The following is a 21054-nucleotide window of genomic DNA, read 5'->3' as shown; positions in this document are numbered from 1 at the left end:
CAGCCGCACCGCTAAGGGAAAGAGAAGATCGCGGGCCTTACACCTATTCGGCCAAAACCAGCAAATCTTCGTACAGGGTTTTCGCGATCTCAACGTGTCCACGGGCGGTGTTGTGTGCGCGAGCAGCGAAACGTCTTTGCGACGGCAGGCGCGCACCCTGATCGACGATGTCGGCAAACAAGCGTTCGGCGCGCTCATCATTTGCTGCGGCACGACCACCGCTGAACTGGGCGGGGTCAAAAGCCAGAATGATCTCGCCGTGATAGGGCGCGCCGCCTTGGCCCTCGGCAAACTCCATGCTTTCCAGGCTGGTCAGGTCGTCGATCAACGGACCGGCCAACAGCTCGATCATGATCGACAAGGCCGAGCCTTTGTAACTGCCGAAGGTGAGCATCGCCCCCTCCATCGCGGTCTGCGGATCAGTGGTCGGATTTCCATATTTGTCTATGGCGACGCCTTCGGGCAGGGGCTTACCCGCCCTGTGATAAAGCTCAATCTCACCACGGGCAAAGGCGCTGGTGGCAAAATCAAACGTGAATGGGTCTTTGCCCTGACGCGGCCAGCTGAAAGCCAGCGGGTTCGTACCCAAACTACCCCGAGTGCCCCCAGCCGGTGCGACCCAGCTGTGGCTGGGCACCATCGCCATCGCGGCCAGACCTTCTGAAGACAGACTTTCCACTTCGGGCCAAAGGGCCGAGAAGTGAAAACAGCGGTTGATTGCCATTGCAGCGATGCCGTGGGTGCGGGTCTTTTCGATCAGCACAGGCAATGCTTCGCGAAAAGCCAGCAAAGACATGCCTCCGCGCGCATCGACACGAACAATGGCATTATCCGAAGGCGCAAGAGCCGGGGCCACATGCCCGTCAATCTTGCCGGTCTTCATGGTGTCATTGCACATGAACAGGCGGAACAACCCATGAGATTGGCAATCGTCGACCTGGCAGGTCGTCAATACATCGGCAATGGCGGCCGCGTGTTCCGGGCCAAACCCCGACTTGGTCAGGATGGACAGGCTGAGGTTTCGGATCTCGTCCAGTGTCAGTTTGACCGTGTCGCTCATGCCGCGCGTCTCCCTTGTCTGAGGTCAGACAAGGGATAGCGTGGCGGTGCGTGTAAAGGGAACCCGCTTTATTGGATTGGTTCAGGTTTAACCCTGTGCTTCGGCTTGCAAATAGGCGATCACATTCACGATATCGGATTCCTTTTTCAGGCCGCGAAACTGCATCTTGTTGCCGGGAACTGTGCCTTTGGGATCCGCCAGAAAGGCGGTCAGGGTGTCGGTTGTCCAGACGATACCCGACCCCTTTAGAGGTTCCGAGAACTTAAATCCGTCAGCTTGACCCGCCGTAGCGCCGATAATGCGGTGAAGCGATGGGCCCACCGTATGGCGGTTTTCGTCCAACTTGTGGCAAGCGCTGCATTTACGGAACACCTTCTTACCTGCTTTGACGTCACCTTCGATAGCAACCGCAGCAGTTACGGCGGTGGCGGCAGGTTCGGCTTGGGCTTTCTTTTCGTCCAGGTTGAATATCAGACGCGCTGTAATGGGTACGGTCCGGGTGATGCCGGGCAGGTCGGCCAATTCCATCAACTTTTCCACACCAGCATCGACGCCTGCATCTTCTGTACTGATGAACACCATGTCATTTGTTGAAACCATGACTGATGTTTCAGACAGGCGCGCCACAAACATCTCGGCATCAAACGCTACATCTGTACCTGCCAGCGAAAGCATCGCTTCGACATCGACAATCGTGGTTTCGCCAACGCTCAGGGCCGTTACATCTGCCATGTCGAACTGCGCCGTCAGTGATGCTGTACCCGCTTTTTGGAACACGTATTCGACCATACGTTCATTGCGAATGTCGATATTGGTTTCCACCGATGACAGGTCAATTTCAATATCGGCTTTCCCGTCGGGTCCAACCTGACCGGAGAGACCTGTGAAAGAGTTTACCTCACCCACGGTGTCTTTTTTGATCGAACCATAGGCCAGATGCGAGCCTTCAGGGTCCAGCGTCCAAGTTTGCGCAAGAACCGGGGTTGCAACAATTGCCGACGCAATCGTGACTGCCTTCAACAGAAGTTTCATTTCTTTCCTCCTCGGGTTATGTCAGTCCTGACCTCGCGGGCCCGGTCCGTGAATGACAAACACACACAGGTCGCGATTTATTCGATGAGTCCCGATATTTCCTCCGAACAGGCCGTGCGCGGCGCAATCCAGACGCATTCCAAACGGGTTTGGCGGTTTGGTCTTGCACTTTCGGGGGCGTCGGACGTCGCAGACGATCTTTTGCAATCGACGTGTCTGCGTGCGTTGGAGCGTCATCATCAGGTTACGTCGCATGATCGGCTGGACAGTTGGCTGATGACGATCTGCCGCTCGATCTGGCTGAATGAGGTGCGGGCACGCTCTGTGCGTAAGGCCCAGGCGCTGTCCGTTACACCCGAAGCCGAATTAATTTCGACCGGACCGGATGCAGAAACGAATATTTTCGCCGCTGAGGTGTTTACACAAGTGATGGAGTTGCCAGAAGCGCAGCGGGAGACAGTCATGCTTGTGTTTGTTGAAGGATACAGCTACCGCGAAGCCGCCGCGTTTCTGGAGGTGCCAATAGGCACTATCATGAGCCGGTTGTCCAACGCCCGGCAGAAACTGAAAAACGTGATGCAGCATGATGCGGCAGACACCGTTCGACGGAGTGGCAAATGAAGTTTTCCGACGAGACGCTGAGGGCGTATCTGGAAGGCAATGCGGATGCGGCCGAGGCCGCCGCAATCGAAGCGGCGATCGAAACCGATCTTGCACTGGAACAACGCCTGATGACACTGGACCCGCTGGCACCTGTGGTGCAATCAGTGTTCGAAAACATCCCTGCGGATGCACCGAAGATTGAATTGCCGCAGCCAATGCCGGTCAGTACGGCCGACACCTCAGGCGGTCTCTGGCGCTTGATGGCAGTTGCCGCGTCGGTTGCCGTCGTGGCCGTGTCCGCAACTTTCTGGGCGACACGCCCAGAGCCAATGGGTTGGGCCGAACAGGCAGCAATCTATCAGTCGCTTTATTCGCCGGACACGATTGAATCGTTGGACAGTTCTCCGGTTGCGCTGGATGCGCAATTTGCGCGGGCTGAGGCACAGTTGGGCCGGTCGCTTAACCGGGACACACTTGAGACGCTGCCCGGGCTGGAATTGAAGCGCGCTCAGGTACTGTCCTTTAAGGGAAAACCTCTGATCCAGGTAGTTTTTGCGGATGATCAGGGCCAGCCGCTGGCCTTCTGTGTGATCCGCCAGGGGGAAGGTGCGCCGGCAAAGGATGTCAAACTTGCGGCGATAAGTGGTGTTGCCACTGCGACATGGGCGCAGGATGGATATGGCTATATGCTAATCGGCAGCAGCGAGCAGACCGATCTTGACCAGCAACTGAACATTCTGACCACAACATTCGCAGGTTGACCGGGGGGCAGGGCGGAATACGTCTTGTGAACCGCACGAAATGTCCGAAATATAGCGGGCATGACGATGAAACCTGTGATGCCGGACCCGGATGAGGATGACGACGCGATCGGTCCTCCCAGCATCTATGACATCGACCCGGCTGAGGAAGATGATCTTTGGTTCCTCCCTCCCGATGAAGGTATGGCACAGGACGTATTTCTGCCCCCCGGTCCGGCAGTCGATCGCCGCCTTCTGTTTGACCCAAGGGATTGGCGCGCGGCGCAGGCCGAGCTGTCTTATGAACTGGCGGAACTGGCGGTCACGTTTGGGGCGTTGGACGAACGTTTGCGCGCAGGGCCGAAAGGGTGGGGACACCGGCTGGCGCTGATGGATGTGTCTGATCTGGGCTGGTGGACGGGGGATAGGATCGGTGTCGACCGGCTTGCATTGTGGGTCGGATTACGGATTGGCGCAACCGGCGATGATGTCCAGGCGATGTTCCGGGCAGGCTGGGCCGTGCGCCGTCTGACGGCGGGGGCTGGCCCGGCAGAGGACGGCTGGGCCACTGGCCTGACCGCATTCCTTGATCGCATGTCACAGGGCATCGAAGACATGCCAGAGGCGATCGCCGATTTGGCTGAGATTATGCAGAACGCAGAAGGCTTGCATCCCGTCACACAGGCCGCAATCGGGTTTCATGCCTGGCGCGCCCTGTCAGAAGGTGTTGGTCAGGACACTGAGGCAGCAATTATTGCAGCCCGACATGCTGCGTCGATGGGGCGGGGTGGGGCGATCTTCATGCCGTTGGCGCTGTCGGGTCCGGGGGCGTTGCGCGGGGTTGGCGAGCCGCAGGAAAAACTCGCGGCCTGGATCAGGGGGGCAGGGCAGTCGATATTAGCGGCTTTGTTGCACCTGGATCGGGTCAGCGCCTGGGATCAGCGCGCCCGCGAGGCGACAAGTGACCTGAGCGGCCGCACGCCACCGCGCCTGATCGACGCGCTGACCGCATGGCCCATGGTGTCTGCGCCGCTTGCCGAGGACCTGACGCAGGCTTCGCGCGCTGCGGTGCAACGCAATATCGACCGTTTTATGGGGCGCGGTTTGATCCGAGAGGTAACGGGGCAGGGGCGTTACCGGGTCTGGACCGCTGCGCTGTAATCTTTGAACAGCCCGCGATATGTCCGGGCAGTAAGCGCGGCTTGGTCTTCGGTCTTTTCATGTGCTTCAGTTACTCAGACGAAGACCGAGTGAACCGTCGCAATTCCGCTGGGAAACAGGTCGCGTCGACGGTTCTTTGGGTACAATGGCAGCATCTGCCTCAAGATGGTGTTGATGGATGCTGCATGTTTAATTCGGCGTGGATTTCATAGAGATTTAGTATCACTTCAACGGTAATTTCTGCCGTGTTTCTGAGGTTCTAGACCAAAGCATGTAGAGATCTTTATTTATGCTTCGCAGCCATGTAGAGAGCGCAAGCGCAGGCGCTTTGCGTATATTTGGCATCAGGGACATTAAGCTTGATATGAAGCAAACTCCGATACACGACGTAGCGACTATATCCGGGCGTACCCCGATAAATGACACGTCGGAAGAAGACACGATCGACCTTGGAGTTTTGGCCGGCATTTTGTGGCGCGATAAGTGGATTATTGCCCTGTGCACCACAGCTGCAATTTTGTTTGGCGCGTATTACGCGTTTGTGGCCTCTGTCCCGCTATACCGGTCCACAGCCGTCGTCATATTGGAAACCGAACAGGCCAGCGTCGTTGATCTTCAAAGCGTAGTGGGCGGTCTTGCCGGAGATACGGTTGAGGTCAATTCAGAGCTCCAAGTTCTTCAGTCGCGCGGCCTGATGGCCAAGGTTGTAGACAAGCTGGACTTGGTATCGGACCCCGAGTTCAACGCCGCGCTTCAACCTGTATCCGCGCTAGACGGGGTCAAGCAGTTTATCAAATCCTTGCTTGGAGTTGGGAGCGACCGCGAACAGGTGCCCGAGGATATAGCCGAGCAGCAAATTCGGGACGGTGTGGTTTCGGCCATTCTGCAAAAAGTTTCAGTGAAAAACGTGCGGCAAAGCTTGGTCTTTACAGTCACGGTGGAGACCGAAGAGGCGCGCAAATCTGCATTGATTGCCGACACTATTGTCGAGCTTTACGTCCTGAACCAGATCGAAGTGAAGTTTGAAGCCACAGAACAGGCTACTGCGTGGCTGACCGTGCGTGTGGCCGAGCTGCAAGTTGAGTTAGAAACTGCTGAAGCGCAGTTCAATGATTTCAATGCAACAACGGCGTTGATCTCACCTGAAGCGCTTCAGTTACAGGAAGTTCAGCTTAAGGATCTGCGCGAACGTAGCATATCGGCTGAAGCAACTCGCGCCTCGGCCCAGGCGCGATATGAAGCACTTGAAGCTGCTGATAGCCGCGCGGCCCAGGTCGAAGCCAGCCAGGACCCGCAGTTACAACGCATATTCTCGCAGATCAACGCATCCGACACGGGTGAGGTCGCGTTTGACACCGCCTTTGAGCGCCTGCTTGCGCGCTCTGAGCTTGAGGCGAGGCGCGCGACGCAGCAAGTTCAGGCTTTGACGCAATCATCTCAGGAGTTGGGCGAACGTATCGCGCTGCAGAATGCAGACTTGATCATGCTGCAACAACTGGGGCGCGAGGCAGAAGCGGTCCGGTTGTTGTACGAATATTTCCTGGCACGCCTGAAAGAGACAGCCGCGCAGGAAGGAATTCAGAAAGCGGATAGCCGGCAGCTGTCACGCGCCGTAGTCCCCAGCGATCCGTCGGAACCGCGAAAACCGGTGATCCTTGCTTTCTCAGCCATTATGGGCGTTTTGTTGGGTGCTGCTATTGTTGTGCTGAACGAAACAAGGCGTAAAGGTTATCGCACGGCGCACGAGATGGAGCGCAAAACCGGGTACAGTGTTTTGGGCCAAATCCCGGTTTTTCCTGTTCGCGGGCGCCGCAAGGTTCTGGAATATCTTGTCAACAAACCCTCTTCCGCTGCAGCCGAGGCAGTGCGTAACTTGCGCACTTCGCTGATGTTGTCCAATGTGGACCGCCCACCGCAGATTGTCGTGATGACATCTTCGTTGCCGGAAGAAGGCAAGACGACAAATTCTATGGCATTGGCGCAAAACTTTGTCGGAATCGGCAAGAAGGTGTTGCTGGTTGAAGGTGACATCCGCCGCCTGACGATGACGGCACAGTTGCAGGAAGCGCCGAAGAAGGGGATCGTTTCGGTTCTGGCTGGGAATGTAAAGGCGCACGAGGCGATCTTTAATGACCCGCTATTGGGTTGCGATGTTTTGGCTGGCGAGAAGACTGCGGCGAATGCGGCGGATCTAATTGCTTCGGATCGATTCCGGCTCTTTTTGGAAGAGATGCGTGAGATATACGATATAATTTTGATCGACACGCCGCCGACGCTGTTGGTATCTGACGCTCGGCTGATTGCGCGCAATGCGGATGCAGTGTTGTTGACGGTCAAATGGAACGCCACCTCCGAGCAGGATGTCACCGAAGCTATGCGACTTTTCCACACTGACAACCAGCGCTTGACCGGTCTTGTTTTGGGCCAGATCAACGCTCGCAGCGCCAAGCACTACGGCTATTCATACGGCGGGTATGCCAACAAATATTACAGCAACTAACGGCCGATATCTAAGAAGAATCACAACATGGATTAGCCGGTAAAGCCCTGAACGGGCTGGCTTGGGTTGTTTTTGAGGCCTTGGTTCCGACACTCAATAAACTCATGGTTCTAGCTATGTTGGCCCTACACTGGTTCAGTTGCCCCACTTGTCTCCGAAGCATCTTGACGCCGCAATGGCTTTGGCTGTTCCTCTCACCGGGCTTTAATAGTTAGCAGAACGCTGAAGGAGCTTCCGGAGATCTGGTCGGGCGAAGGCGACTGTATTGCCCAATTCAGCAGGGATACAATGAGCAATGAACCAGTTTTAAGCACGGCCGACACATCACTTCAAATTCGTGCCCTCGACGTACGAAGACATGAACTGCCGTTCAGATGCCAGCAACTCTTCGAGGAAATTCAAATCGCTGTCGGTCGCAGCCAGCTTCGCCGTTTTGCCGCCACTAAAAAAAACCGATTTAAGGCCAGCACTTTTGAGCGCGTTTACAACCGAATAAAGCCCAATGAACCGTAGTGCACGAGCACCATAACGCCCAATACGTGCGAGAGCGTAAGATCTGGGCGCCGTCGCCTCATTGACGCGCCGCGCGGCCATATTTCCAGCGTCTTTGATCGGCAAACTTAGCCCATTCGAAAGTGTCTTTACATAGCCGTCAGGATCTTCGGCAAGATCTGATTGTTGTAGAACGGTGACCCTACTGAAATGCGCCTTCCAGATTGGAAGGTGCTCAGAATACCGACTTGCTTCGATGATCTCAGGAAACTTTTGCACGGCTTGATGCACGGGAAGCTTTGTGTAGCCACGGGCCATATGCTGGTAATGCGACCATGCCCGCTTTACCGGATCGCGCAGAGTCACAACAATTGGAATATCGCCTAATTCTTCGAAAATCTTCGGGGCGGCGGTGCCAGAGGCATGAAAGAGAGAAGGACCCACTTCGATGATTGCGACATTTTGGTCGGGGGCGAAATGCCTAAAGTGTCTTTCATACCATGCCAACCCGCGGTGATGGTACCTGTCGTAGTAAAACGTCTCTTTGACGCCACTTGGAAGACAGATGTCCCTGCGACTTTCGAAATACTCGTGTATCCAGCTTGTGCCACACTTCATCGGACCCACCACAAGCGCAGTAGGTTTTGGGTTTTTAGGCGTGATCATTTTCAGGAGCCCTTTGTCTGAAAAGAGTGGTGGGCGGATCAATCGCAAGACTAGTAATCGCTGCGTGCCGCAGTGCAAGACTTGAGACAACGATGGCCAGGAATGCGGCCATGGCAGCGCCGTTCGTCCCAAAGAACGGAATGAGTGCCAAATTCAGCACGATGGTAGACGCCAATGCCAGTGCAAACGACATGAGAGTACGATTCTCGTTGCCCGTCATATTGAGCAGGGGGATGACCGCGCCGTTTAACATAGCCAAAGTATTGCCGGCCGAAAGGATCAACAGGGGGATAAGTGCAGCAACGGCATCTGTTCCAAAGAGTAGGGCTAATATCTGTTCACCAAAGGCTGCATAAATCAGCAGCCCTGGCACCGCCACGCAAAGCGACAATACGATGCTGGTACGCAGTAGGACGACTAACTCGTCCTGGTTTCGACCTTCGCGCAGCTGAGCGATACGCGGGGCCAGCACAACATTCACCGCCTGCGATCCAAAAGCCACCAGCATTGCACCTTGCAGGGCTATTCGATAGACGCCAACCGCCGTTTCCCCGACCAAGAGCCCAAGTAGGATCAGATCTGCCTGCCTTGTCGCTACTTGCACGCCGCCGATAGCAGTAAATGGTAGAGCAGATCGTAGCCACGCACGATGTTCAATCTTCGCGTTCCCAGTAGCAGCAAGCGCGGCAGGAACTTTGTGCCAAAATAGGTAATGATTAAGCGCAGCTGACAAAGACACTGCTGCAACCATTGCTAAGGTAGCATGGGTTGCCGTCATCGCTCCGGGTAGCAATACGTTGAGGATGAGTGAAATTATGATCAGAATGACCGGACGCAGCACCGTATCGGGAAAAAGCGCTGCCACTGGCTTTCCCAAGCCGCGCAAACCGCCGGACCAGTTTCCAATCAAGGAGAACCCGGGCAACAGCAGTGTTGAAATGGCAATTGAAAACGCGAGATCACTGGCCGGGAAGAACGTTATGGCGACGAACGCAACGATTCCACCGACCACGGCGCAATAGAACGCGCTGAAAAGGAGAACCCAACGTAAAACGCCATGCAGTTTGGCTGGATCGTTTGCGGCAGCCGCTCGGGAAACCTCGCGCACGACAAGCTCTGTTACGCCGTTTTTCGTCGGAATCGCAAGCCCGGTAGCCACGGCCAGACCGAAAGAGAAAAGACCAAACTGAGCAAGACCAAGAATCCGGGTCATGACAATAGTTACAAGGACACCCATCAGCGCCTGTGAGACCTTTAAGCCCCCAGTCCCAAGGCTTTTACTCAGAATACCACGGATCATATTTTTGCCTCTTGAGTGACAGTCTCAATACGTTGCCCTCCTGACGTTATTCCGGGCCGGCGATGCCGGTTCTAACGGAGTGTTCCAAAAGCCTCTATTATGAAGCGACAGGTTTGCAGGAATGCTTGCCCGCTGAGGTATTTCCGCCGCTCCGAAAAAAAAATGAACGAAGGGACGGCCACAATTTGATTGCCCACAGCGGGGCCAAGTCTAGTCGTGAATGTTGTGGAGATCCGCGTTTGGAGCCTCGGGGCAATGCTTCAATGATGTATCTCTGGCCGCCATATTCTGCGGAGCTACCTTGTTTTCTGCGCCGCTACGTCGATAGGTGTCATGTCCCACACAACGTTCGGATTTCCTGGACGTATTTGCCGATGACTATGCTCTCGTCGAACTCGTTCTCCATCTTGGAGCGCCCTGCGCGACCCATCGCGCTGCGAGCCTGAGGCGAAAGTTCAATCACGCGCTCCATTTTGTTCTGAAGGTCCGCTGCATCACGCAAACCGCAAATGAAGCCATTGACGCCATCATCCACGGTCTCGCGGCAACCGGGGGCATCGGTAGTGACAATCGGCCGACCGACAGACGCGGCCTCGAGCAGGGTGCGTGGCGTGCCCTCGGGATAAGCCGAGGGCAGCACGATGCAGTCCGAGTCCACGATTTCCTGAACTACGTTGTCCGAATAGCCCAAATATTCGATGTCACCTGCATGTACCCAGTCATCCATCTGCGCGCGCGAAATAGCAGCCGGATTGTCGTTGTCGAGAGAACCCAGCAGGCAAAAGCGCACATCGCCATGGTGTTGGCGGATAGCGCGTGCGGCTTCCACGAACTCGCCCACACCCTTGTCCCACAACATTCGCGCGATAAGCACAAAGCGCAAAGGTGCGCCACGCCCTGCCTCAGGTAGCGGAGTGTAGGCGAATTTCGTTAAATCAACGCCAGAGCCAGGCAATAGGTCGTGCTTATCGTGCCGGACGACGCCGTTGCTGATAAACAGCTCGCGATCGTCTGGGTTTTGGAAAAAAACCATAGCCGCTTGCTTTAAAGCCATTTGATAGAGGCCCTTGGCGACTCGTGTCACTAAATTGTCTGACACAAAGACCATACCCAGTCCCGCAATGTTGTTGATCGTGGGAATGCCCAGCCGGTGCGCAGCGAGTGAGCCATAGATGTTCGGTTTGATCGTATAGCCAAGGTATACATCTGGGCTAACTTGCTGCAATGCCTCCCTAAATCGACGGTAAAGAATGTAATCCGACACTGGATTCTTGTTCATTTTCATAGGCACGTCTATATGGGAAGCACCCATTTTCATCAGCGACGCGGTGTATTCATCCTTTGGTGCCACGATGACAACGTCATGACCCTCTTTCTGGATTGCCCGAATTAGATTTCTGCGTGCTTGCCACACGTAATGCGATGTATTTGCGCCTATTGCAATTTTCTTATTAGTATTCAACGAGTTGAAATCCCAAAGTTTAATCTGACCCGGTCCCTTGTACGGGCAGCTTGGGTGTAGAATCCGTTCCTGTTTTTTCTTGTGAATAGGTTGTGGTCAAGGCCTGTTTGGCGGGATCTTTGCGTACCTCAAGCCAAACAGGTCGTGTGGCGCGGTTTAGATTGGTATCGGATGAAAGTTGCGACTGGGTTTTCTGTCTGACACAGGACGTTCAGTGTAATAGTGAACGGCCAGCAAGAAAACGAACAATGGGACTTTGTGGCGTAAACCGACACCTGGCGTATATGACGAGATGCCAAACACGACGTGGCAAATCAAAATGGCAGAGATCGCCACAAAGAAGGGCGCTAACCTCAACTTCCAACACAAGAAAACGCACAACACTGAAAAGAGTGCGCTGATTGCACCTATTGCTAGCGAAATCGCGCCCGCGTCGGGCGCAAAGAACGGGAATGTGAATTGTAGTACCGCAAGAGCCACGCCATTCGCTTCATATGGAAATCCACTTACAAGCAGCCACCCTGCGTAAGAGGTATCGCCCCTTTCCGTTGCAATTCGGAGCTTTGATTCAACAGCTGACAACGCGGCATCAGGCCCTGAAAAAATGTAGGCTTTGGAGACAGACGCAGCAAATAGGTCCCAATAAACAAAAAACAGCAAGGCGGCAGAAAGCAAAGCAATCAGAATTAATTTGAGATTGCGTAAGAAAACTGATGCTACAAAAAGGTTACCGGGGTGCGCCAACACAAGTGTAAAGAACGCGACCACCGCAAGCAAAGACGATCTAACTGATTTTGCGGGCGACTGAAGGAAAGATGGCGGTTTCATGGAAATGAAAGCGATGTAGATCGCCAAAATGCAGTAGGTCCACTCGCCCATACCGCTTGCTGTTTGGTAAGCGGTATACGTCAATGCGATCATGAAAAAGATATTCGTCCTGAACGCCCCGGCCATATCAAAGCACTTCTTGTGTAACTTAAAAGCAAACCATCCGAGCAAGACTGGCCATAACGGCCCCAGGAACGTGCTCATGAAACCTAAAATGTATGTATGAACTCGATCACCGCACAGCAAAATGTTGAATTGACACGAGTTAACTGTGTCAACGTATGCAATCGTGTCCGCCACGGGGCCAATGAAAATACCGGCTGCCGCAAGCAACTGGACCATAAGTGCGGCGAGGACAATGAGGAGAAGTCTGGCGCTCACGACATAATTTTGGGCCACCAAATACGCGACTAGGGCGGACATGTAGCCAAAGGCCATTAACCCGAAAGACAACTATTATACCTAGCCTAATTGCATATTTTTACTAACCAACAACGCTGGTTCGGCCTCGCACTATCAGCCTGAATGACACTTGGCAAGTTTCGGCAAAGCGCTTCCGGTGTTAGGGCGTACCAAGCGGCGGAATCTAGGTTTCACAGGAAAACGTCTTACTGTGAACATCGCTGTCAAACTTAAAAAAAACACGCCATGTTCCGAAACGTCATCAAACCTGCTTTCGCGGGGGAAGCCCGCAGGTATGACACAAAACAAAACTGGATATCGAGGCCAGGACTATCTTCAAGAGGAAACGCTAGGTCGTACTCTTTGGAGGTTGGTTCACTGGCGGCCACGTTGAAATCTTGTAGGCGCAGGATCGTAAAGAATTTCTGAGCTGCGGGGACGCGGTGGAAACACTTTTTGCAAAGTGCGTGAAGTAACTTACGCATTCGAAATGAAGATTAGCCCATCGGGTCGGGCGCACAAATCATCCAAGGAGAAAACTAATGGCAGACGATTTCGCAGATCTCCGCGCCGGTCTGGATAGCCCTCAGGAACATCACGCCGCAGTCTTCCCAAGCGATACCGTTGATCTCCCCAACGCTACTCGGGCGCTGTGGGTCGGAAATGGCGGCAATATCACAGCAACCACGATTTTTGGTGAGACGGAAGTCTATGAAAACGTCCCAAGTGGTACTCTTCTGCCTGGGCGGTTTACTCGGATTCACGCGACCGGTAACTCAGCAAGCAGCATTTTGGCTCTCTGGTGATCTGATATGATCAGTCTAGGGCTTTCAATCACATCACTGGCCGCGCGGTCGCGGCATGGCACCGCGTCACTGAATCTGGTGGCTAACGGCAGCTTCGAAGCGGAAACAACTGGCTGGGCACCATTCAGTTCAACTACACTTGCAATAGAAGCCGGAAGACTGCGTGTCATTGCTGGGGCGGCGGCAATCAGGGTTTCTCAGGAAGTCAGCGCTCTGGTACAGGGTCAGCAATACCGGTTAACCGCTGATATCGACGCATCCGCTAGCAATGGAACCGTCACAGCTCGTATCAACAACACTGTCAGCACAACCGGTTCCCTCGTCGTTCTCAGTGTCGAGGCCGGGCAATCCGGTACTTTTGAGGCAAATTTTACCGCACGTGCGGAAGATGACGTCCTGCTGTTCAACAACACTCGGGGGCTTGGCGACTACTGGCTGGACAACATCAAGATTGAGCCGGTCTAGTCACGTCAGCACTAACAACAAATAGGCGGCTAGCGCCACGACGATGAAAATCACAACCACAGACGGTGGGTTACCGATGTCCAAGGGTTTTTGCTAGATCGCCCCGGCCTGGTACGCAAGATCTAACCCTGCTGCCAGCAGATAAGGCTACAGTGTCGATGCGTATTGTGACCCTAGGCTGGTTCGCCTACGTCCATTGTGAACCAAATCCTGACAGACCTGCAGTCGCCCGACCCATGTGGTCGGGCCCTTTATTTTTGGAAGTTGTCCACAATTCGTGTTCGTAAATTTCGCGGTGCTGTAAAAGGCCAGTATCGTTTCACCTTTTGAGTGGATAATGCCCTTTGCCTTTATCGGGCCATCGGCAAAACGGTAAGACTGGTGACTTCATGCCGTCAAAGCGCCGGAACAAGGCCATCGCGACGAAGTTCTTCTCCCGCTCCTTAGATATGAACGGCCTACCACGCAAATTTGTTGTCGACAAAAGCAGTACCAACACAGCTGGCACCAATTCCACAAACAAGATGCTGAGGGGCCTTGGATACCCAATCCAGATCGAGATGGTCGACATGATCCGAAACCTGTCCTTTCAAACAGTTCGCGGAGTTGGCCGCTTAACTCGCCGGTACTAAGCTATCGCTGTGGTCAGTTAGTACTTCGCAACAGAACCCGTTTGGGCATCACAGCACGCGTGAAAGGAATGCCTTGGTGCGTGGTTCGTGTGGTTGGGAAAAGAGCACCTCGGGCGGGCCCTGTTCCAGGATGCGTCCGGCATCAAGGAAACACACTTTGTCTGCCAGCTCACGTGCAAAACCCATTTCGTGGGTGGCTAGTACCATGGTCATACCCTGCTTTCGCAGGTCCCTCAGAACGTCCAGAACCTCGCCTACCAGTTCGGGATCCAGTGCGCTTGTAATCTCGTCAAACAGCATGATCTGTGGCTCCATCGCCAGCGCACGGATGATAGCCACTCGCTGCTGCTGGCCGCCCGATAGCTGGTCTGGATAGTGCTCCATCCGGTCGCCCAACCCAAAGCGCGTGAAAAGCTGGGTCACCCGCGGGCGCAGGTCGTCTCTGCTCAGCCCGCGTACACGACGTGGCGCGAGCATTACGTTCTCTGCCGCTGTCATGTGAGGAAAGAGGTTGTAGCTTTGGAAGACTATGCCGATCTGTTGACGCACCGGCTGTGGGTCCAGTCCCGGTTCAGAGATGTCTTTCCCGTCCAGCCAGATCTCGCCGTCATCGATGGGTTCAAGCAAGTTCATGCAACGCAAGAGTGTGGATTTGCCAGAGCCTGAGGCGCCAATCAGGCACACCATCTCGCCCTCAGCTACATCCAGGTCAATGCCCTTGCATACCTCGTGATCATCGAACCGTTTCCGCACCCCGCGCAAGGATAACTTCGCTGTCATGTACGGGCCCTGTTCTGCTTGTTCATAAGGTAGTCCGCATACCGCGTTGCTGGTATGGTCAGCGCAAGAAAGATAAGCGCTGCGCCCACATAAGGCGTAAAATTGGCATAAAGCGATTTGTAAACACCAGCCTGACGGAAAATCTCAACCGGGCCGATAAAGGACAATAGCGCCACGTCCTTCTGCAAAGCGATGAACAGGTTCATATTGGCAGGTACGACGTTTCGTATGGCCTGCGGCAGGACCACATAGCGCATGGTGTCCTGATCACTTAGCCCCAGCGAGGCCGCGGCGGATCGCTGCGACTGATGGATAGAGTCAATGCCCGAGCGGATCACCTCGGCCACATAGGCCGAATAGACCAAAACCAGCGCCAGCGTGCCCCAAATGTAGGGGCTGTTCCAGGGCCTCGGCAGGCCCAACCCGGGCACGCCAAAGCCAATAATGTAAATAACAAGAACCACTGGCAGGCCACGGAAGATGTCCGTATATGCAATGCCGAACAGCCGCAGCGGAAAAAGTGCAGGTGCGCGCGTGTCCCGACACAGCGCGATAACCAGACCCGTGATCGCGATAAGTGGTGCAGACCACGCAAAAATCATCACGTTCATCAGAAAGGCTTCGAGCAATCCGGGAAACGTCTCGGCGAAGACCCGGCCGTTGAAAAACGAGCGTTGTACGGCCTCCCAGCCGGGGGCGAGCGGGACGAGGACGACGATGGCAAGAGCCACGCTGACCACTGAAATCAGCGCGATGCGATTTGACCGACGCCGTACCTCGGCTTCATAAACCTCGCGACGCGTTGGCGTCGCGGCAGGGCGCTCAACCGAGTCTTTTTGCAATGATGTTTCTTCCATCTACTCGATGACCGGCACACCTGTAGCCTCGGACAGCCATTGGGTTTCAATCGCGGCAAGCTCGCCGCTTTCGGTCAATTCTGTGATGGCCGCGTTGACGCATTCCTTCAAGGCGTTGCCCTCTTCCATCAAAAGGCCGAATTGATCAGGACTTTCGGATTGCCCCGGAGGGAACTGGCCAAGCAATGCACCGTTTTCGACCACGACAGCCGACAGATAGAGTGCCGTAGGCAAGTCATAAATTGCGGCATCGATCTGGCCAGCCATGATGGCCGCATTCACATCAGCATTGTCGTTGTAAAGCAGCGGTTCACTCGACGGTTGGATCACGTCGTTCAGCATCGGGATCGCGGTCGTCGTGGCCACAGCGCCCCACTTCAAATCCTTAAGGCCGTCCAACGTCGCTTCTGCACCGGAATCGACAACGTTCTGGGTTGTCAAAACCGCCATGGCCGAGGTGTAATATGGCAGGCTGAAATCGACCATTTCTTCGCGCTCGGGAGTAATCGAGTACTGCTGCATGTTGAAATCAAAGTTCTTTGCGCCGGGCTGAATCGCCTCGTCAAAACTTGTGCGAACCCAGGTGACATTTTCCTGGCCAAAGCCCATTTTTTCGGCGATGGCATAAGCAACGGCAGCTTCAAATCCTTCGCCGCTATCGGGCGCGTCATTCATTACCCATGGATAGTAGGCCGGATTACCTGTTGCGATTGTCAGGGTGCCCTCTGCTAGGGTCTTGCCTTTGGCGCAGGTCCCATCGTCCGCAGCAAGCACCGAGGTCGTCGAGAAAAGTAAGGCCAGAGCTGGGCCAGCAATCAGTTTCATCAATCTTCTCCCTGTTTTTGTTTGGTCACAGGTTCTTATGCGCAGGGGGATTTGTCTAGGTGTTTGATCCCACAGTGTGATGGCGGGTTCTCTTCGTTCGTCAGGACCTTTGCAATAGAACCAACACAAATATGTCGCAACGGATTTGTCAGGTTGTTCGTGGTTTGTAGCACAGGGTTATTAGAGTGGCGTTCAGGGGTTCAGCTCGGGCGTGACGATAAGAACTGGCAGAAAGGCGGTGGCGTTTTGGGCGGAACAATGCGGAGATTTGGTCATGAGGCGCCAGAAATTTTTGCGCCTGTCCGGGTGACTTGAACCGCCCCATGATCTTCTCCTGCTGGCGGGTGTGTTGATGCGAGGTTTCAACTCGGTTGTTCAAGCCCTTGTTCTGGCGATGCTCGATCCCCGGTGTAATCTCAGCTATTGCGGCGGCGTAAGACCGAAGCTTGTCTGTAACAAGTAAGCGATAAAAATTGCTTTCAGGGGATGTTGTGGCGGGCAGCGCACTGCCCGCCACCTCTTACCAAATGCTTAAGCGTTCTTCTTTGCCATGGCTTTGTAGATAACGCCGCCAAGGATTGCACCGATGATCCAGGCGTAGCCTGACAGTATGCCAAGGGCCGGGACCCAGACCGTGGCGACCGAAAACACCGAGGCGACGCCGAAGGCAATCAGAGCCGAGTCGTTCCAGCCATTGCCATAGTGGTACTCGCCCCCTTGCATGTTGTAGAGGTCATCCCTGTTCAGCTCTTCTTTGCGGATCATGTAATAGTCGACAATCATGATTCCGAAGATCGGAGCCAGTGTTGCACCCAGTGTATTCACGAACCCAGCGATGCCGATATTCGAGATTATGGCCGTCCACAGGCCACCGATGACCAGTGCAAAGACTGATGTGGCCAGGCCTGCCTGACGGAAGCTGATTTTCCCAGGTGCGAGGTTGGCGATGCCGTTCACCGCAGGGATGAAGTTCGCGACAAGATTGATACCTACCGTAGCGGCGAAGAAAGTGATGGCGGCGATAATGCCCAGCAGAACGCTATCGGTTTTTTCAACGATCTCGGTCGGGTTGATGATCTCCTCACCGAAGACTACGGCTGCACCACCGGTTGTCAGCAGCGCCAAGGCCGAGAACAGGATCATGTTCAACGGCAAACCAGCTAGATTACCCGCCTTCATAGATGCCTTGTCTCGTGAATAGCGCGAGAAGTCCGAGAAGTTGATCATCACAGCCGAGAAGTAGGCAACCATGGTGCCGAAGATGGCGATAAAGCCTTTGACCTCAGATCCGAACGTGCCTTCGGGATTGGAGAAGATCGTTGCCGTTGTGCTCAGAAGCTGCCCGTCTGAGCGCTGCCAGAGAACAATCACAAGGCCGATCATCACCGAATAAACGAAAGGCCCAGCGAAGTTGAGGAACGTTTCGACCCAGCCCATACCGCGCCAGAAAATGACGATGTGAAACACCCAGACGATGAAGAAGGCGAACCAGTCGATACCAGTCAGGCCTAGCATCTCGGCCCCGCCATCTGCGCCGGTGATCGAACGGATCAGAAGTGACAGGGCGGTTGAGGCGAAATAGACCTGAACGCCGTACCAGAACACCGCGACTGTGGCCCTTAACACCGCCGGGAGCTTGGACCCAGCCGTACCCATACTGGCGCGCGCAAGAACCGGATAGGGAATGCCGTATTTCTCGCCTGGTGCACCAGACAGATTCACCATCCACATGACGAACAGCCCGGCCACAATAAGCGCCAGAAAGGCGGTCCAACCGCCAACGCCGTATGAAATGAACAGCGACGCGACAAGTGAATACCCAAACAATGATTGAACATCGTTGGCCCAGATGTTGAAGATCGCAAATGCGCCCCATGTTTTTTCATTGGGCGATACCGGATTAAGCGTATCGCCTTCCGGATCTGTTGTACCTGCGCCTTCGACAGAGGTTGCTGTAGTTACCATTATTTCCTCCCGTTTTGATACGGGGGTAAGCCCCCCGGAGTTTGCGACAAAAGTCGCCCTTCGCTTCAGGCATCCCACCCGAACCGTTGCCGTCGCAGGGTTGCGACGTTCAATCCCATTTCAGCTTTTGTCCGGGACAAACCTTCCCTGTCCGACCACGCGTAGCGGTGATCGGCTTCTCTGCCCTCGGGCATCGAATTGGCTAAAGTCTCAGCCAGTCAACGCTTTGCAATTGCCCAGTAGAACACACCTCCGAATCCTGCGCCGATCACCCATGCAAAGCCCGAAAGTGTGCTCAGCATTGGGACCCAGACTGTGAGAACGGAAAATATGGCCGGAAGGATGAATGACACGATTGCCGCCATGTTCCAGCCATTGCTGTAAAAGTAAGGACCATCCCGCGCAGCCGAGAACAGCTGATCAACATCCAGATTGCCAGATTTCACCAGATAAAAATCGGCGATGATGATGCCGTAGACTGGGGCCAGAACGGCCCCAAGCGTATTCACAAAACCCAGAATGCCGATCTGGCTGATGGTCGAAACCCATAAACCGCCTATCACCAGCGCATAGGCCGAAGTGATGATGCCGGCGACCCGGAAGTTAATCCGGCTGGGCATCAGGTTGGCAAGGTCATAAGCAGGTGGGATAAAGTTTGCCACAAGGTTGATTCCAACTGTGGCGGCGAAGAAGGTTGCCGCAGCCAAGAGCGTCAACGGTAAAGAATCGATCCGCGCGATGATTGCCGTGGGATTGGTCAGCGCTTCGCCCCAGATCGCGACGGTTCCTGCTGTGACGATCAGAGCAATCAGAGAAAAGAAGGCGATATTGATCGGCAAGCCTAGCAGGTTGCCTTTGCGCATTTCATGTTCCGAGCGTACGAACCGCGAAAAATCACCGAAATTGATCACCACAGCCGAAAAATAGGCGATCATCGTTCCGACCACCGCCGCAAATGCACCTAACTGACTGCCTTGATAACTGCCGGTTCCACGAAAGATGGTTCCAAGCTCGCGCCACAGGTCGTTACCAGCCTCAATCCAGATCATGACGGCCAGCGCCACCATCACTGCATAGACGAATGGCCCTGCAAAATTGAGGAAACCCACAATCGGATCTATCCCGTTCCAGAACAGGGCAATCTGAAAGGACCAAACCGCCAGAAAGGCAATCCATTCAATAGCACTGAGGCCAAGAAAGACGGGTGGTCCCTGAGTGCCGATCAACGCGACCATGGCAAGTGCAAGTGCGGTTGAAGCGAAATAGGTCTGAACACCATACCAGAAGATTGCCACCACGGCGCGGATTAAAGCTGGGAAGTTTGCCCCTCGCACACCCATACTTGCGCGGGCCATTACCGGGAAAGGAATGCCGTATCTGACACTCGGCTTGCCGATCAGGTTGACCAGTCCCATGACGATGAACCCGGCCAAAACAATGCCCGCAAACACAGTCCATCCGTTCAGCCCATAAGTCAGAAACAGTGAGGCGGCCAATGTGTATCCGAACAGTGATTGCACATCATTGGCCCAGACATTGAACAACTCAAACCAACCCCAATCGCGCTTTCCAACAGGCACCGGCGCCAGATCCTCATTGTAAAGGCTGGCATCTCTGGGCGCTTCTGTAAAAGAATGCTGCATTGAGTCCCGGTCACTCGCTAAGGCGATTGTCATTGCACAGGTTCAGCGCTATATTCGTGCAGAACTGCGTGCAAATAAACGTTCATAATTGCGTGCATAAGTCAAGAACTTACTGTGGAACCAATTCTACGAGATTGATTTAGAATGGTAAAAATCGGATATGCGCGGGTATCATCGAAATGGTATCGAAGTGAAGTTCAACTAAGCGAGCTGAAGCGCCAGGGATGTGATCGTATCTGGAGTGATACCACACAAGACGGCAATGACCGGGGAGAAACACTGGAAACTTTTCTGGCGGATGTGTCCGCTGGTGATGTAATCGTGGTTTCGCGCCTATCTGCGATTGCCGACTCCATCGCTGAACTGGTCAACCTGTTGCGGCAAGTTCATGAAAAGGGAGCTGCTTTCCGATCTATGTCCGAGCCTTGGATCAACACTGAAGGCGGACGGGCGGAAACAGTTCTGGATGTATTGTCCGGCGTCATCGACTATGAACTCGGGCTGGCCGATCTGGAAAGCCGTACTGTCGAAGACCGACCCAGATCCTTCGGCCTGAGCAAAGGGCGTCCCAAGAAACTGACTGCAACGGAGCGCGAAGAGGCACTTTCCCTGCTGTCTATGGGCAAAACTGCCGCAGAAATCGGAAGGATGCTGGGCGTAAGCAGATCAACAATTTCGCGACTTAAGAACATGCTGCCTGAAACGGGTTAACTTTTATTTCAATTTTTCACTGATAATTTGATGACGAAGTCGAGAGACAGTTGACCACAATCCGTCTCCAAGGGAACAGCCAAATTAGCCAGGAATGATAACGACCATTTTTTCCACAGACAGC

18 protein-coding genes and 1 pseudogene are annotated in these 21054 nt (G+C 54.4%); 7 read left to right on the top strand and 12 right to left on the bottom strand.

All coding sequences use genetic code 11. From position 1 onward, the window contains the following. Nucleotides 1–43 precede the first annotated feature (43 nt). Both AC2FJE_RS16300 and AC2FJE_RS16295 read right to left on the bottom strand, forming a co-directional pair. Nucleotides 44–1060 (bottom strand): Ldh family oxidoreductase, encoded by a 1017-nt coding sequence (locus tag AC2FJE_RS16300; RefSeq protein ID WP_282170292.1) that lies wholly within the window; start codon nucleotides 1058–1060, stop codon nucleotides 44–46. An 87-nt stretch (nucleotides 1061–1147) separates the two neighbouring features. Then, a complete protein-coding gene (locus AC2FJE_RS16295) occupies nucleotides 1148–2092 on the bottom strand; it encodes a c-type cytochrome (protein WP_282121594.1) in 945 nt (314 codons plus the stop codon). 48 nt (nucleotides 2093–2140) lie between these two features. Between AC2FJE_RS16295 and AC2FJE_RS16290 the strand changes: the two genes are divergently transcribed. From AC2FJE_RS16290 to AC2FJE_RS16275, 4 genes are all read left to right on the top strand, one after another. After that, nucleotides 2141–2713 carry an RNA polymerase sigma factor gene (locus tag AC2FJE_RS16290; protein ID WP_282121595.1) on the top strand — a complete coding sequence of 191 codons (573 nt, stop codon included), beginning with the start codon at nucleotides 2141–2143 and terminating at the stop codon, nucleotides 2711–2713. After that, entirely contained in the window at nucleotides 2710–3456 is a 747-nt protein-coding gene (locus AC2FJE_RS16285) for an anti-sigma factor (protein WP_282121596.1), read from the top strand. The genes AC2FJE_RS16290 and AC2FJE_RS16285 overlap by 4 nt, the downstream gene beginning before the upstream one ends. A gap of 66 nt (nucleotides 3457–3522) precedes the next feature. Further along, on the top strand, nucleotides 3523–4596 hold the full coding sequence (locus tag AC2FJE_RS16280) for a helix-turn-helix domain-containing protein (RefSeq protein WP_496761155.1): 1074 nt from the start codon (nucleotides 3523–3525) through the stop codon (nucleotides 4594–4596). A gap of 364 nt (nucleotides 4597–4960) precedes the next feature. Further along, nucleotides 4961–7096 (top strand): GumC family protein, encoded by a 2136-nt coding sequence (locus AC2FJE_RS16275; protein ID WP_496756816.1) that lies wholly within the window; start codon nucleotides 4961–4963, stop codon nucleotides 7094–7096. Between the two features lie 324 nt (nucleotides 7097–7420). Here the strand turns inward: AC2FJE_RS16275 and AC2FJE_RS16270 are convergent, their stop codons facing one another. The 4 genes from AC2FJE_RS16270 to AC2FJE_RS16255 form a co-directional block, all read right to left on the bottom strand. After that, nucleotides 7421–8254, bottom strand: a complete 834-nt coding sequence (locus AC2FJE_RS16270) for a sulfotransferase domain-containing protein (protein ID WP_496761168.1) — start codon at nucleotides 8252–8254, stop codon at nucleotides 7421–7423. Beyond that, the gene (locus tag AC2FJE_RS16265) at nucleotides 8241–9554 is read right to left on the bottom strand and encodes an oligosaccharide flippase family protein (RefSeq protein ID WP_282170299.1); all 1314 of its coding nucleotides are present in this window, start codon (nucleotides 9552–9554) and stop codon (nucleotides 8241–8243) included. The genes AC2FJE_RS16270 and AC2FJE_RS16265 overlap by 14 nt, the downstream gene beginning before the upstream one ends. A gap of 331 nt (nucleotides 9555–9885) precedes the next feature. After that, nucleotides 9886–10968 carry a glycosyltransferase family 4 protein gene (locus AC2FJE_RS16260; protein ID WP_496756809.1) on the bottom strand — a complete coding sequence of 361 codons (1083 nt, stop codon included), beginning with the start codon at nucleotides 10966–10968 and terminating at the stop codon, nucleotides 9886–9888. 204 nt (nucleotides 10969–11172) lie between these two features. Next, nucleotides 11173–12267 carry a hypothetical protein gene (locus AC2FJE_RS16255; RefSeq protein ID WP_282170301.1) on the bottom strand — a complete coding sequence of 365 codons (1095 nt, stop codon included), beginning with the start codon at nucleotides 12265–12267 and terminating at the stop codon, nucleotides 11173–11175. 521 nt (nucleotides 12268–12788) lie between these two features. On the opposite strand from AC2FJE_RS16255, the gene AC2FJE_RS16250 reads away from it, so the two are divergent. Both AC2FJE_RS16250 and AC2FJE_RS16245 read left to right on the top strand, forming a co-directional pair. Further along, nucleotides 12789–13052 carry a spike base protein, RCAP_Rcc01079 family gene (locus AC2FJE_RS16250; protein ID WP_282170302.1) on the top strand — a complete coding sequence of 88 codons (264 nt, stop codon included), beginning with the start codon at nucleotides 12789–12791 and terminating at the stop codon, nucleotides 13050–13052. Between the two features lie 6 nt (nucleotides 13053–13058). Beyond that, a complete protein-coding gene (locus AC2FJE_RS16245; RefSeq protein WP_496761154.1) occupies nucleotides 13059–13517 on the top strand; it encodes a hypothetical protein in 459 nt (152 codons plus the stop codon). Nucleotides 13518–14197: 680 nt separating this feature from the next. Here AC2FJE_RS16245 and AC2FJE_RS16240 read toward each other — a convergent pair. From AC2FJE_RS16240 to AC2FJE_RS16215, 6 genes and pseudogenes are all read right to left on the bottom strand, one after another. Beyond that, a complete protein-coding gene (locus tag AC2FJE_RS16240; RefSeq protein ID WP_282121067.1) occupies nucleotides 14198–14929 on the bottom strand; it encodes an amino acid ABC transporter ATP-binding protein in 732 nt (243 codons plus the stop codon). After that, nucleotides 14926–15786: an amino acid ABC transporter permease gene (locus tag AC2FJE_RS16235; protein ID WP_109311164.1), complete on the bottom strand. Its 861-nt coding sequence runs from the start codon at nucleotides 15784–15786 to the stop codon at nucleotides 14926–14928. The genes AC2FJE_RS16240 and AC2FJE_RS16235 overlap by 4 nt, the downstream gene beginning before the upstream one ends. Further along, nucleotides 15787–16614, bottom strand: a complete 828-nt coding sequence (locus AC2FJE_RS16230) for an ABC transporter substrate-binding protein (RefSeq protein WP_496756804.1) — start codon at nucleotides 16612–16614, stop codon at nucleotides 15787–15789. It lies immediately after the preceding gene. Between the two features lie 145 nt (nucleotides 16615–16759). Then, nucleotides 16760–17077, bottom strand: a pseudogene (locus AC2FJE_RS16225) (DDE-type integrase/transposase/recombinase); the annotation flags it as partial. A gap of 65 nt (nucleotides 17078–17142) precedes the next feature. Next, nucleotides 17143–18576 carry an NCS1 family nucleobase:cation symporter-1 gene (locus AC2FJE_RS16220; RefSeq protein ID WP_496756801.1) on the bottom strand — a complete coding sequence of 478 codons (1434 nt, stop codon included), beginning with the start codon at nucleotides 18574–18576 and terminating at the stop codon, nucleotides 17143–17145. 218 nt (nucleotides 18577–18794) lie between these two features. Further along, the gene (locus AC2FJE_RS16215; protein WP_496706651.1) at nucleotides 18795–20219 is read right to left on the bottom strand and encodes an NCS1 family nucleobase:cation symporter-1; all 1425 of its coding nucleotides are present in this window, start codon (nucleotides 20217–20219) and stop codon (nucleotides 18795–18797) included. 144 nt (nucleotides 20220–20363) lie between these two features. Here AC2FJE_RS16215 and AC2FJE_RS16210 point away from each other — a divergent pair, with 144 nt between their 5' ends. Then, complete coding sequence (locus tag AC2FJE_RS16210; protein ID WP_282170309.1) at nucleotides 20364–20930, top strand: recombinase family protein; 567 nt, start codon at nucleotides 20364–20366, stop codon at nucleotides 20928–20930. The last annotated feature ends 124 nt before the right edge of the window (nucleotides 20931–21054 follow it).

It is taken from the genome of Ruegeria sp. CDSC002 (assembly GCF_059610905.1).
Note: the sequence above shows the minus strand (reverse complement) of the source record. Positions and strands in the feature narration are given on the sequence as shown.

Bases quoted from the DNA above. Each gene is read 5' to 3' on its own strand.
- AC2FJE_RS16300 (WP_282170292.1), bottom strand. From the start codon at position 1,060: ATGAGCGACACGGTCAAACTGACACTGGACGAGATCCGAAACCTCAGC.
- AC2FJE_RS16295 (WP_282121594.1), bottom strand. From the start codon at position 2,092: ATGAAACTTCTGTTGAAGGCAGTCACGATTGCGTCGGCAATTGTTGCA.
- AC2FJE_RS16285 (WP_282121596.1), top strand. From the start codon at position 2,710: ATGAAGTTTTCCGACGAGACGCTGAGGGCGTATCTGGAAGGCAATGCG.
- AC2FJE_RS16280 (WP_496761155.1), top strand. From the start codon at position 3,523: ATGAAACCTGTGATGCCGGACCCGGATGAGGATGACGACGCGATCGGT.
- AC2FJE_RS16275 (WP_496756816.1), top strand. From the start codon at position 4,961: ATGAAGCAAACTCCGATACACGACGTAGCGACTATATCCGGGCGTACC.
- AC2FJE_RS16270 (WP_496761168.1), bottom strand. From the start codon at position 8,254: ATGATCACGCCTAAAAACCCAAAACCTACTGCGCTTGTGGTGGGTCCG.
- AC2FJE_RS16265 (WP_282170299.1), bottom strand. From the start codon at position 9,554: ATGATCCGTGGTATTCTGAGTAAAAGCCTTGGGACTGGGGGCTTAAAG.
- AC2FJE_RS16255 (WP_282170301.1), bottom strand. From the start codon at position 12,267: ATGTCCGCCCTAGTCGCGTATTTGGTGGCCCAAAATTATGTCGTGAGC.
- AC2FJE_RS16250 (WP_282170302.1), top strand. From the start codon at position 12,789: ATGGCAGACGATTTCGCAGATCTCCGCGCCGGTCTGGATAGCCCTCAG.
- AC2FJE_RS16245 (WP_496761154.1), top strand. From the start codon at position 13,059: ATGATCAGTCTAGGGCTTTCAATCACATCACTGGCCGCGCGGTCGCGG.
- AC2FJE_RS16240 (WP_282121067.1), bottom strand. From the start codon at position 14,929: ATGACAGCGAAGTTATCCTTGCGCGGGGTGCGGAAACGGTTCGATGAT.
- AC2FJE_RS16235 (WP_109311164.1), bottom strand. From the start codon at position 15,786: ATGGAAGAAACATCATTGCAAAAAGACTCGGTTGAGCGCCCTGCCGCG.
- AC2FJE_RS16220 (WP_496756801.1), bottom strand. From the start codon at position 18,576: ATGGTAACTACAGCAACCTCTGTCGAAGGCGCAGGTACAACAGATCCG.
- AC2FJE_RS16215 (WP_496706651.1), bottom strand. From the start codon at position 20,219: ATGCAGCATTCTTTTACAGAAGCGCCCAGAGATGCCAGCCTTTACAAT.
- AC2FJE_RS16210 (WP_282170309.1), top strand. From the start codon at position 20,364: ATGGTAAAAATCGGATATGCGCGGGTATCATCGAAATGGTATCGAAGT.